We start from the raw sequence: 12,917 nt of genomic DNA on the forward strand, positions 1-12,917 counted from the left end.
GTCGAGGTGCGGCGCCGCCCCGGGAATGATCCCCGCCGTGGCGCAGTTGTCGGATGAGTGTCTTCTCCCGGCTTCTCGGATTTGGCAGGCTCCACGCGCGCTCTGACAGGTGCACCCCACCATTGACCGGCTGCAGCACAGGATGACGATATGACCACGGCGGAACAGACCTCAGCAGGCACGACCTCTCCGAGCGCGACCCCCGCGAAGCCCAAGTACACCCGCAGACAGGTGGCGCTGGCGATCGTGGCACTGTCCATCGGCGGGTTCGCCGTGGGTGTCACCGAGTTCGCGATCATGGGGCTCCAGCTTGAGGCCGTCGCCGATCTCGGCATCACCATCCCGCAGGCCGGCATGTTGATCAGCGCCTACGCCATAGGTGTGGTCATCGGCGCGCCCATACTTTCCATCCTGGGCGCCAAACGGGAGCGGAAGGCCTATGCCCTGCTGCTGCTGGGCGTCTTCGTGTTCGGCCATGTGCTGAGCTTCTTCGCACCGAACTACGAGATCATGTTGATCGCCCGGTTCCTCTCCGGACTCCCCCACGGCGCATACTTCGCCGTGGCTGCGCTGATGGCGGCCGAAATGGCGGGCCCTGCCAAGCGCAGCCGTGCGATCGCCGTCGTCCTGGGTGGTCTGGCGATCTCCAACGTGCTCGGCGTACCCGTGGTGACCGCGCTGGGTCAGCAGTTCGGCTGGCGCTGGATGTTCATCTCGGTGATCGTGCTCGCGCTGATCACCATGGTCGCGGTGGCCCGCTACGCGCCGCGGCAGATGCCTCCGGCGAAGGCCACGATGCGTTCCGAGATCAAGGGCCTGAAGAACAAGCGTCTCTGGGTGGGCATCATGCTCGCCGTGGTCGGCTTCTCCGGGATGTTCGCGCTCTATTCCTACATCGCCCCGGTCAGCACCGAGGTCACCGGCTTCCCAGAGAGCGCGCTGCCCTGGGTGGTGGGGCTCTTCGGTGCCGGCATGGTGGTCGGCAACTTCGTAGGCGGCTGGGCGGCGGACAAGTCCGTGCTGGGCACCGTGGTGGTCGCAATGGCCCTGGTGGCGGTGTTCATGGTGCTCTTCGCCTACACCGCGCACATCCCGGTGCTGATGCTGATCTTCCTGTTCCTGGTCGGCCTCTCGGCCAGCGCGCTGGGCCCGTCGATGCAGACCCACCTGATAGACACCGCCCCGGATGCACCGCAGCTCGCAGCCTCGCTGCACCACTCCGCGTTCAACGCCGCCAACGCGCTCGGCGCCCTGGTGGGCGGCCAGGTGATCGCCGCCGAGATGGGCTTCCGCGCCCCGAGCTATGTCGGCGCCGGAGCCGCCGTGCTGGGTGTCATCGTGGCGCTCTACGCGATCCACCTGACCCGGAAGATGAAGACCCCGCGCGTCGCGATCTGAGCGCTTGCTGCTCCTCAGCCCACTGCGTGAGGCCCGTAGGCTGAGTCCATGAGCTCCCCCACCACGTTCTCCACGACCGCCGACGTCGCCGCGGACAGCTTCGCAGGACAGCTGCGGCTGGCCACGGCTGAGCACTGGGATGCCTCGGTGCATCATCGGTTCATCGACGAGCTGTTCGCCGGGATGCTCAGCGATGAGGTGTTGGCTCGATACCTGGTGCAGGACTATCAGTTCTTCGACGCCTTCGTAGCGATGCTGGGCGCCTGCGTGGCCACCACTGATTCCAAGCCGGCCCGTCTGCGCTTCGCCGCGCAGCTCGGCATGCTCGCCGCCGATGAGGACGGGTACTTCCAGCAGAGCTTCGCCGAGCTCGGAGTGCCCGCGTCAGATGTCGACAGTCCGGAGCTTGCCGCTCCCACGGCGGAGTTCATCGCGCAGATGTGGGAGGTGGCACGGTCCCGGGACTACGCGGACCTGCTGGTGGTGCTGGTGATCGCGGAGTGGCTGTATCTGGACTGGGGCCAGCGCGATCTGCCGCTGCCTGAGGAGGCGAAGCACCGGGGTTGGATCGACCTGCACCGGGGCGAGGATTTCCGGGCGTGGACCCAATTCCTGATCGATGAGCTCAACAGGGTGGCCCCGCCGCTGGAGTCCGACGACGGCGCGCGATTGGTCGCACGGTGGAAGCGGATTGTCGCGATCGAACGGGCTTTCTTCGATGCGGCGTACTCGTCCTAGGCGGGGTCTAAGCGGTCAGTGTGGGGTGGAAGTAGTCGTAGAGGCTGCGTGGCACCGGTTCACTGAAGCGCAACATCATCCGGACGACGGGCAGTTGGTTCCCTCGCTTGTCCGCCATGGTTTTTTCTTCGGCATCTTCTGATGTCGCTTGACCAAGGTAAAAGAACTCAATCCCATCGGCATTATCCCTCTTCACGAAGACGTGCAGTTCCACAGAATTCTCGACTATGGGACGCACCTCTCCGCTGGCCAGAGTGAGTTGACGACGGGTGAACCACCGCATGACACTAGGGTCGATCAACTCGTCCTCGTAGGCAATGCTTTCCTCAACTTCGTCATCCTTGTGCAAAGTCACAAAGATGGGGCAGTGACCAGAATTCACATTCGTGCGGTAGCCATACATTGTCGATGCGTTTGTCCGGTCCCAGCCCAGCAAGCGGGCCACGTCTCGACGCGAGTACCTCATGCCGGGTGTGAAGGGACGATCCCTCGAGTAATCCTGGTTGACGTGTATCGCCGTCTCCAGAACATCGTCCACGTAGTCACTGAAGCGGGAATCACCTCCGTACGCCTGAGCTACCGTCGGAAGAAGTCGTACGACCCCGTCGGATGTGCGTTCCGCGAGTGGCGCGTCGTAGCGTTTCCGATCTCCCTGGTTGTAGCCCTCGAGCGTGAACGTCGCCTGGACGCTGTCGAGCAGGGCAGGCTCCGACGAGAGTCCCTGATCGGCGAATAGCTGGCGCAGTTCGTCTTCCGTTACCTCGCGTCTAATCAGGAGCTCGCGCAGCAGGAGAGCCTCATGCAATCGCTTGGCTGGCAGGACCTCATGGGACAGCAGACTCAGGGCACGCGACTCAGCCGGAGTAAGTCCTGGAGCAATCTTGAGCGTCTTCGCCATGAGTGCCGGAAAGTGCTCAAGACGAGTGGCAAGCACAACCGGATCCACGGAGCGATTCTCAACGAAGTCCCAGAGCCGGGGTGTCCGACCCAGTCGCTGTTGGAGCAACTCGATTTCTTCCCGTAGACGACGCAGATGGTCCATCTTGGCGTCGGCGATTGACCGAAGCACTCGCTCCCGTGCAATTTCGTCAAACCGAACACTCGACATCCCAGGCAGGACGCCACCCTCCTCGGCGGCATTGAGGTTTTTTCGCAGAGACTCTTTATTCATGGACTTGTCCCCGAAAAGAGCGATGGGAATAAGGTAATTATTCGCATAATTTCCGATGAAGTCGATGACAGTTAGGTAATCTTTATCTGGAGCTTTTCTTAAACCTCTGCCGAGTTGTTGAACGAATACAATTGCTGACTGCGTCTGTCGCAGCATGATGACTTGGTTGATGGACGGAATATCAACTCCCTCGTTGAAGATGTCGACAGTGAGTAGATAGTCGAGCTTCCCCAGTTCCAACTGCCTCACAGCGTTCTCGCGCGTCTCGATCGAGTCCTCGCCGGTCAACGCGGCAGTTCGCAAGTAGTGACCGCTGATGGAACGCAGGTTCAACTCTGCCGAGAGAGCATGGGCCTCATCCTTCCGGCTACAGAACATGAGACCACGGGTTGGAACGCCTTGCTGGGAGTACTTATTGATGGCATCAATAATGTGCAATGCCCGCTCTGCTCCAGAGAGTCGGTGCAACTCAGTGCGGTCAGACACTGTTGAGCCGTCGTGGAAGACGGCGTCAGGAACACCGAAGTAGTGAAAAGGACTGAGCATGTCTGCCTCTAGTGCATCATCGAGTCGAATCTCGTAGGCAACGTTGTAATTGAAGAGCTCGTAAACGTCCGTCCCATCGTTGCGCTCCGGGGTTGCGGTCATACCGAGCGCGAACTCTGGGTTGAGGTAATCGAGGACGCGGCGATATGACGCCGCCCCGGCGCGATGCACTTCGTCGATGAGCAGGTAGTCGAAGTCGGTGGGCGACAGCTGTCGCAGGGCGTCTGGTTTGGCGAGCGACTGGACGGTGGCGAACACGTACCGCCTGTCGAGTTGCTTGACGTTGCCGGCGAGCTTGCCGTAGTCATCGCTGGGTCCACCCAGAACGCGTTTGTATTCGTCGATCGCCTTGTCAAGGATTTGTTCACGGTGCGCGACGAACAGCAGCCTTCGGGGAGAAGCGGCCCGTACATCCAAGGCGGACAAGATGGTCTTGCCCGTCCCTGTCGCCGAGATGACGAGTGCTCGATCATGCCCGGCCACTCTCATGGCTTCAATGGCCTCCAGCGCCTTAGTTTGCATAGCGTTGGGCTGAACCTCCGTGCGACCAGCGTCGGTGGTTTCAGAATCCGTTGGTTCCTCGTCTGCACGAGGGTCGATCCGAGAGGTGGATCGCGCCTGCACTTTTTTTGCGTCGAACGTCTTGCGGTATACCTCGATCCAGGCGGAACTGAGGGGACTCGTAGAAGCGAACTCGTTGGCCACAAGGGTGGAAAGCTGGGCGGCCAGCTCACTGTTCGGGCCTGCAGAAACCTTCATGTTCCACTCGTGGTTTCGAGTCAACGCGGATTCTGTGAGATTCGCACTTCCTACAAGGGCCGTCACGCTCTTGTGATGCTGAAACACGTACCCCTTGGGATGGAATGCCCGGGACCTGTGGAGCCCCACTTCCACGTCGATCCCAAGCTCCTTCAAGTGCAGGAGGTCCTCGAAAGTGTTGGGAGCGTTGAAGTTCAGGTAATTGGAGGTGACGATCCGTCCATGGCCGTCAAAGTCGAGCAAATCTTGTTTTAGCATCGCCAACGCGCCAGGGGTAACAAAGGCAACTGAGAAGAAGAACGAACGACTCAGGCGGAGTTGCTCCCGAATGGTCCGCAGGACAGTGCTTCCTCTTTGACGATCATTCAGAACCAGTTCCGGAGAGTATCTCCCCAACACTGTGCCGTCCGCGCTAATGAACCCTCGATTGATGTCGCGCGCTAGTTGATTCTCCGCGTAGAACAGATCGGGGCGAGCGCTCATGAGGTGAGGGCTCCTCGGATGATCTCGATCGCTGGGATGTCAGCGGGCGCCCACCTGAGGACTCCGAGGTCACTCGGGCTGAGCCAAATCACGTCAGCGTGTTCTGTCAGCCGCGGTGTTCCCGACGTGAGCTCACAAAAGAAAGTCGTCAGGGTGACGACACCAAAGTCATACTCATAGGTCGTGGTGGTGACCTCATCGCCCACCTCGACAGTGCACTCAAGTTCTTCGCTGATTTCACGCTGAAGGGCTTCACGTGGAGTTTCGCTAGACTCGATCTTCCCGCCTGGAAACTCCCACATGTCAGGCAAGCTACCGTTTGGACCCCGCTGGGCGCAGAGTATCTTCCCGTCATCGACGATCACTGCGCCTACAACGCTGATTTCCCTTTTCACGCAACCCCACTAATTACCATCCACAGTAGTCTGATCATCCTATTGAAATTTTCCGTTCATCCCCCGAAGTGTTGCCGAGCCGCGTAGATGTACTGCCTCAGCGCTTCCTCCTCCGGAAGATCCGTCCCAGGCACCGTCACGCCATGCTCCACGTAGAAGAAGGATGCTCCGATCTTTTCCAGCGACACCCCATAGAGCCGGTGGAAGGCCAACCGGTAGACCGCCAGCTGGATCTGCTTCTCGCGAAGGTCCTTGCCGGTGGGCACCATGCCGGTCTTCCAGTCGACCAGGTCCCAGCTGCACTGCTGCATCTGAGCATTCCGGTCCTCCGCTGACTTCAGCTCCCAGCGCTCGAAGTCAGCAGCGGTAAGGTCCTGGCCGGCGTCGTCCTTCCCAAAGATGGCGTCGATCCGGCCGCGGACCACGACACCGTCCAGGGATGTCTCGACCGGGATCTCCGCTGCGTATAGGCGTCGCTGCGCCCATTCGGTCTGGGTGAACCGTTCCTTGACCGTGGAGAGGTCGAAGGTGTCGTCCAGGTCCTCATCGCCGCGGTGCGGCTCTTCGATCCCGGGCAGCCTGCTCCGGGTCTCGTAGAACTCTTCGATCCATTCGTGCATGACGGTGCCGCGGCGTGCAGCCTGTGAGGGCTTCACCGGCACGGGACGCCGGGCGAACTCGGCCATAGACTCGGCGTTGCGGGCCATGCCCACCACGCTGGAGACGCTGATGTGCGCCGGGAAATGAGGTTTTCCGGTGCCGCGCTGCTGCTCGCGCGCACGGTCCACGACCCATTCGGCCTCTTGTTCCCACGGAGTCAGCGGCAGCGCCGCCGCACCAGCTTCTGCCGACGTCGCGCGAGACTGCGCGCGGTCGGTGATGGCTTGTTCCACCAGCTGGGCGGCCCGGGTCAGCGCGGCCCGGCGACCGGGCTGCACCTTCGGTGACTCCACCGTGTTGATCTGGGGCAGCGTGGTCTGCTCGCCCTCTGCGACCTGTCGCCGGTAGCGCCCCATCGGCAGCGGAGCCAGCGGGTCATAGGGCCACTGGGCGCCGAAGAGGTCATTGCCCACCGGGTTGTTCTTCATATCGATGACCTCTGCCCACTCCAACGCAGCCGAGGCGTCGCCGAAGCCATCGGCCACCTCGCGGATCTCCTCGAGAAACTCCGAGGGCTCCTTGCCGGCGGAGGTGCCGTAGAAGCAGGCGCCGGTACACAGCAGCAGCTTCTTCGCCCGCGTCACCGCGACGTACGCCAGCCGCCGTTCTTCCTCTCGGCTGAAGTCCTTCACGTCATCGGTGAAGACCCGGTTGTCTTCGGCGAACTGCTTCCAGCCGCCCACCCCGGCCGACACTGCCCAGGAGCGCAGATCAGGCTGTTCGGACTCCCACTGCGGGATGCTGCGGCGATCTCCGCGCAGTCGGGCCGGGAGCATGCCGTTGCTGCCGGTCCAGCGGTCGGCCTTCGCGCTGGGGAACTTGTCCTCGCGCAGACCGGCCACGGCGACCACGTCCCATTCGAGTCCCTTGGACGCATGGATGGTCATCAGCTGGATCGCGCCGGGGGTCGGTTCGACATCGGCCTGTTCCAGGCCGCGTTCCTTCTCCTCGGCGGCGTCCAGCCAGTCCAGGAAGCTGCGCAGGTCCGGAGTGGTCTCGGTGGCCGCGTAGCTCTCGGCCTGGTCGATCAGCGCGTCGAGCTGGCGGGCGGCGTAGTGCTGCTCCTCCCACGGCCGGGCCGCAACTTCGATGTCGAGGCCGGTGTCGCTGACGATGCGCTGGATCAGCACGCCCAGGTCCAGGGTGGCCCACTGGCGCAGCCGGCGGATCTGTTCCTTGGCCAGCAGCAGCCGGCGGTGCCCCTCGGCGGACAGGCCGAGCTGCTCGGCATGGTCCGGGGAGTCCTTGAGCCGTTCCAACGCTTCGACCAGTGAGGCGCGTTCGTCCATCTCGAGTTCGGTGGACTCGTACCGGTCCTCGGCGTCGGTCACCCCCTCCCCCGACTGTGCGCTGCCCTCGTGACGCTCGGAGATCGGCGCGCGCAGCCGCAGCCCCTCGAGGTCGCGGGCTGAGCGCTGCAGCTGCAGCAGGTCGCGGGGCCCGATCCGGTAGCGGGCTCCGGCGAGGATCCGGATCAGCGCGTCGGAGCGGCCGGGGTCGGCGATGACCCGCAGGTAGGCGAGTACTTCGGCCACCTCCGAGGTGCTCAGCAGCCCGGAGAGTCCGACCAGCTCGTAGTCCAGTCCTGCGAGGCGCAGCTGTTCGGCGATGGTCTCCAGCTGGGCCCGGGTCCGGGCCAGCACGGCACAGCTCGGGGCCTCCCGATGCGGGTCGCGCTGCGGGTCGGGCTGAAGCGCGGCGCTGAGCTGTTCGGTGATCGCCTGGGACTCCTCGATGTCTGAGGTGTACCAGCCGTAGCGCACGGTGGCTGTGTGGGCGCCGTCAGGTGGGCTCAGCGGTTTGAGCTGCCCGCGCAGGTGCGCGTTGTGCGCGCGCCACGGCTTGTCCAGGGAGTCTGCAGCGTCTGGGGCGAAGGGAGTCACCAGCCGGTTGGCGACATCGAGGATCCGCTCTCCGTTGCGCCAGGCGATGGTGAGCTGCAGCAGTGCTGCGGGCCGGCGCTGGCCTGAGGCAGGGTCCACCGCGGGGAAGGACTGGGGGAAGTCGAAGAGCTGACCGGCGGAGGCGCCGCGGAACCCGTAGATGGACTGGTTGGGGTCTCCCACGGCGGTGACCGCGTGGCCCATCCCGCCGCCGGAGCCGCTGGCGCCGTAGAGGCTGCTGAAGAGCGCGAGCTGCGCGTAGGAGGTGTCCTGGAACTCATCGAGGAGCACCACCTTGTACTTCTCCCGCTCGGACTCCCCTGCACTGGGGACGTCCTGGGCGATCTGCGCGGCGAAGCGCAGCAGGTCCCCGTAGTCCATGAGCCCCTCGGTGAGCTTCTTCTCCTGGTAGCGGCGGACCAGCTCGGCCATCTCGCGGCGCACCCGCAGCGCGCGGACCAATGAGGTCTGGTCCTTGCTCAAGGCCGCGCCGGCTTCCTGCCAGGCGTCCACCCGGGCCAGTTCGACGTCGAGGTGCGCTTCCACCGCGTCCGGGGACTGCAGATGCTCGGCGCAGTCCCCCGCCAGACGCATCACATATCCGGCGAGGCTCCCGGCCGACTGTTCGGCCTCCACCAGCACCTCGGCGCGGTCATAGGCGCTGACCAGCCGGTGCACCAGCTGCCAGGCCTTGGCCTCCCCGATGAGCTGGGTCTCCGGTTCCAGTCCGATCTGCAGACCGTATTCGGTCACCAGCGTGTTCGCATAGGAGTGATAGGTGGAGACCGCCGGGGCGAGCAGCTCGGAGATGTCCGCGTGTTCCACGGTGTCGGAGACCTCCACGGGCACCACATCGGCCGGGGAGATCAGCTCCGCCTCGAGCAGCTGCTCGAGCTTCCGTGTGATCCGCTCGCGCAGCTCCCCGGCGGCCTTCTTGGTGAAGGTCACGCCGAGGATCTGGTCCGGGCGCACGATACCGTTGGCGACCAGCCAGACGACCCGGTCCGCCATGGTGGCGGTCTTGCCAGAGCCGGCGCCTGCGACGACGAGCATGGGGTCCAAACCGGATTCGATGACGGCCTGCTGTTCGGCGGTGGGGTAATGCCGGTCCTGGGCGGGGGTGTCTCGCTGGAGCGCGTCGGCGATGTCTCGGGCGCTGTAGCGCATGGTCTCCAGGGTCATCATGGCTGGGTCACCTGTTTCGTGTTCTCGCAGAGCGGGCAGAGCGATCCGACCAGGCAGCGCTGTTGATTCGGGGAGTGGTAGGCGGAGAACACGCGGCCGCTCATCACTTGGGCGGCCTGGGTCAGCTGTTCCAGCGGCCAGGTGTCCTCCGGTCCGAGCGGGGGCTGTTCTTGAAGGTCGGTCTTCGACACGGTGGTCCCGACATGCAGCAGCGCGGCACCTCTGCCCGGTGACGGCGCGGGGTTGGGCTGAACGGCTTCCACGTCGGCATCGGGGTCGGGGCGCTTCTCGTCGGCCGTCTCTGGAGTTGGCCCTTCCTCCGCGTCCTGCAGGGCGCGGTCCACCGCCCCAAGCGCGACCAGCAGCTGATAGGAACCGAGCTGCCCGTGGGTGGGGATCTCGATCTGAGCGGGTTTGTGCCGGCCGGTCTTGAGGTCGATGACGAAGAGCTCGCCGGCCTCGGTGCGTTCCACGCGGTCGATCACGCCGCGGATCAGCACGGATCGAGTCTGCACCGGACCACCGGTTTCTTCCGGCGGCAGTGGGATCTCCAGGCTGGCTTCGACCTGCAGCTCGCGGGCGATGACCTGGCGGCCTTGGCCTTCGACGTGGCCGAAGTAGCCCGCGAGCTTCTTGAGCATGACCCGGGCACGGGAGCGGTCCTTCTCGGTCTCCCAGCCCTCCTCGCGTCCCAGGCTGTCCCAGCGTGCGTCGAGCTCGGCCGTGAGCACCTCGCGGTCGGTCTCGGCCGGGTGGTGCTCGGCGATCTCGTGGATCAGGGATCCGAGCATCCGGCTGAAATCGGTGGCCTCGACGCCTCCGGCGGCGCCGGTGAACCATTGCAGCGGTGAATCGATGGCGCTCTGCACCGAGGACGGGGAGACCCTCACGGTGTCCTCAGCCTCGAGCAGCGGTGCGGTGGTGCTGAGCTCGGGCAGCCCCCACCAGGTGTTCGGCTCCGCGCCGATGAGTCCGCCCTCAGCGAGGACCGCGAGCGCCCGGGCCGCTGCCCGGCGCTGAGTCTCAGTGGTCTCATCGATGCTGGGCTCGGTGAGAAGGGCGGCATCGTCACTGTGTTTGGGGGAATCCGCGGGGTCGTCGTCGAGCTCGGCCTGGATGCTGATCTCCAGGTGCCGGCGCAGCTCGGCGATCAGCCGGTGGGCGGTGATCGGGCGAGGGATGGCGCCGCTGCGGGCTTCGCGCTCCCCTGGAGGCACCACGAGGTCCAGGAGCATTGAGGGGCTCTCCTCCTGGGCGTGCACGGCCACCGCGTAGAGACGGTTCTTGGCTCGGGAGACCGCGGAGGCGAAGAGCCGGTACTCGTCCTGGAGCACGTTCATCCGTTTGACCAGCAGCGACTGGGCGGAGGCGTCGGCGCGACCTTCGACGACGTCCACCAGGTGACCGCTGCCCAGCAGCTGTCCGCGTGGGTTGAGGTTCGGCCAGGCCCCTTCCTGGAGCCCGGTCAGGATGACGGTGTCAAACTCCCGACCTGCCGCGCTGGCCGGGGTCAGGACTTCGATCGCCGCATCGACGGCGGAGGTCTTGGCCAGGGTGTCCATGGGGAGTTCGAGGCGTTCGATGTGGTCCACGAACGCGATCGCGGAGGCCCCGGGGTTCTGGTCGGAGAAACGTTCGGCAGCCTGGAAGAGCGCCATGACCGCATCGAGATCATGGTCGGCGCGGCGTCCCTCGGCGCTGGACCAGCGGGTCAGCCCGGCCCAGTGGCGGCTGACGTCGGCGGCGTTCCAGATCTCCCAGAGCAGCTCCTCGGGTCCGCTGGAGGGCCCGGCGGCGGCGTGCCCGGCGGCGAGCATGGCGGCCACCCGCTCCAGTCCGCGGGTCAGGTGTTGGAAGCGCGACTGAGTGCGGACCGCCTCAAAGACCGGGTCGGCCGCATTGTTCGCGGCGGCGACAAGCAGCTCGTCGGAGCTGCGCGGTTCGGCGGGGTCTGCGTCTGCACGCAGCCGGCGGCGCTCCTGGCTGCGCAGCACCTGGCGCAGGCTGCGCAGCGTCATCGAATCGGTCTCGCCATAGCGGCTGGTCAGCAGTGCGAGCACCTCGGGCAGCGCGACGGTGTCCGTCGGAACGGGCAGCGGGTCGGGAGCCTGCTCCGGATCTTGCGCAGGACTGGACTGGACGGTGACCAGGCGCAGCACCCGCAGCAGCGGGGCCACCGCGGACTCCTGGTTGAGGATGACATCGCTCATGGATTGGCGCACCGGGACGCCCTGGGTCTGGAACATCCGCACCAGCCGTTTCAGCAGCGCGCCGTTGCGCGCGATGACGGCGATCTGATCGAAGGGCACCCCATGTCGGTGGTGCCGGTCCAGGACCTCCTGCAGGACGAACTGCTCGGCCAGGTAGTCCCCGGGCACGATCTCCACCGCGCAGGATCCGGCGTCCGCCGGCGCGGGTGCGGGCTGTTCCGTCAGCGGCTGGTCGAGCGTCGGCTGTCCATTGGAGGTTTCCGCAGCGGAGGCCTGTGCAGCAGCACCCTGCGCCGCGTCGGCCCGTTCAGCGGTGGTCTCGCTGAGCAGCTGCAGCCAGCGCTGGCGAGGCTGTTGGGGTCCGGCCGGGGCGATCCGGCGCAGGGCGCGGGCGTAGGCCCGGCCCACCTCGGGGGTGATCCGGTGATTGCCCTCGAGCACCATGACGCTGGGCTCGACCCCTGGCAGACCGCCGTGGGGATCTGGGGTCATCGCCCCGGAGATGCTGCGCCGGACGATGCCCTCGATCTCGGCGTCGGTCTCGGGATTCAGGCTCAACACGCTCTGCGCGGTGACCCGGCGCGGGGCCACGGTCCAGCTGCGCAGCTTGTCCGGCCGTGCGCCGCGAAAGCCCTGGACCGCGGTCTCGGGGCTGGCGAAGGCGAGCACGTCGGCGCCGGCGCCGATCAGACGCAGCAGCCGATACACCGAGGGGGTGGCCTCCTGCAGATCATCGACGATGATGCGGCGCAGTCGCTCTCGTTCGGTCGCGAGGAACTCGGGGTTCTCCTCGAGCAGGTTGCAGGCCTCGTTGATCAATCCCGCGGGGTCGAACGCGTCGGCGTTGGCCCCGGCGTCGAGATCCTCACGGTAGCGCTGGTAGAGCTCCGCGGCGGCCGCCCACTCCGGGCGCCGGCACTGCTCGGCCAGGCCGCGAAGCTGATAGGGAGACACCCCGTACTCGGCGGCGCGGTCGAAGAGCTCACGGATCTCCTTACGGAAACCATCGGTGCCGGCGGCCTCCTCCAACGAGGTCGGCCAGATGATCGGCGGCAGACCGCTGGCGGGATCCACGGCCAACAGCTCACGGATGATGCTGTCCTGCTCGGCTCCGGAGAGCAGCCGGGGCCGACGCGCGGTGAAGCTGAGGATCTCCCGGCGCCGAGCCTCCCCGAGCAGCCAGAAGGCGTAGGACGCGAAGGATCGGGAGGGCTGCTCCGAGATCGACCCACCCCGGGAACTGGCGTCCCGGGCGGCCCAGGCAGCTTCGACCTGGTCGCGCAGCACTGCAGAGGTGGCGCGGGTGGGTGAGAGCAGCAGCAGCCGGGAGGAGTCCTGTCCGGATTCGAGATGACGCAGCGCAAGCTCCGCCGCCAGCGTCGACTTGCCGCTGCCGGGACCACCGAAACTCAGGATCGGCCCATGTCCGGGGCGTTCGGCGGCGGCGAGCACCTGATGCTGGGACTGATCGAACTCCATGGGGATCATT

The 12,917-nt window shown here is 65.4% G+C and carries 6 protein-coding genes; 2 read left to right on the forward strand and 4 right to left on the reverse strand.

The features are described 5' to 3' along the window. Window positions 1-150: 150 nt before the first annotated feature. Both LTH93_RS04105 and LTH93_RS04110 read left to right on the forward strand, forming a co-directional pair. On the forward strand, window positions 151-1,398 hold the full coding sequence (locus LTH93_RS04105) for an MFS transporter (RefSeq protein WP_241470154.1): 1,248 nt from the start codon (window positions 151-153) through the stop codon (window positions 1,396-1,398). Window positions 1,399-1,446: 48 nt separating this feature from the next. Beyond that, a complete protein-coding gene (locus LTH93_RS04110) occupies window positions 1,447-2,136 on the forward strand; it encodes a TenA family protein (RefSeq protein WP_241470155.1) in 690 nt (229 codons plus the stop codon). Window positions 2,137-2,143: 7 nt separating this feature from the next. Here the strand turns inward: LTH93_RS04110 and LTH93_RS04115 are convergent, their stop codons facing one another. The 4 genes from LTH93_RS04115 to LTH93_RS04130 are packed head-to-tail and all read right to left on the reverse strand — an operon-like array spanning window position 2,144 to window position 12,907. Beyond that, window positions 2,144-5,095, reverse strand: a complete 2,952-nt coding sequence (locus LTH93_RS04115) for a DUF3427 domain-containing protein (RefSeq protein ID WP_241470156.1) — start codon at window positions 5,093-5,095, stop codon at window positions 2,144-2,146. Continuing rightward, on the reverse strand, window positions 5,092-5,490 hold the full coding sequence (locus tag LTH93_RS04120) for a (deoxy)nucleoside triphosphate pyrophosphohydrolase (protein WP_241470157.1): 399 nt from the start codon (window positions 5,488-5,490) through the stop codon (window positions 5,092-5,094). Before LTH93_RS04120 ends, LTH93_RS04115 begins: the two co-directional genes overlap by 4 nt. A gap of 56 nt (window positions 5,491-5,546) precedes the next feature. Further along, a complete protein-coding gene (locus tag LTH93_RS04125; RefSeq protein WP_241470158.1) occupies window positions 5,547-9,218 on the reverse strand; it encodes an ATP-dependent DNA helicase in 3,672 nt (1,223 codons plus the stop codon). Then, window positions 9,215-12,907: an ATP-dependent DNA helicase gene (locus LTH93_RS04130; protein ID WP_241470159.1), complete on the reverse strand. Its 3,693-nt coding sequence runs from the start codon at window positions 12,905-12,907 to the stop codon at window positions 9,215-9,217. Before LTH93_RS04130 ends, LTH93_RS04125 begins: the two co-directional genes overlap by 4 nt. Window positions 12,908-12,917 lie beyond the last annotated feature (10 nt).

Origin of the sequence: Nesterenkonia sp. DZ6 (assembly GCF_022565835.1) — a bacterium.
In the GTDB taxonomy this organism is placed as follows: Bacteria; Actinomycetota; Actinomycetes; order Actinomycetales; family Micrococcaceae; genus Nesterenkonia.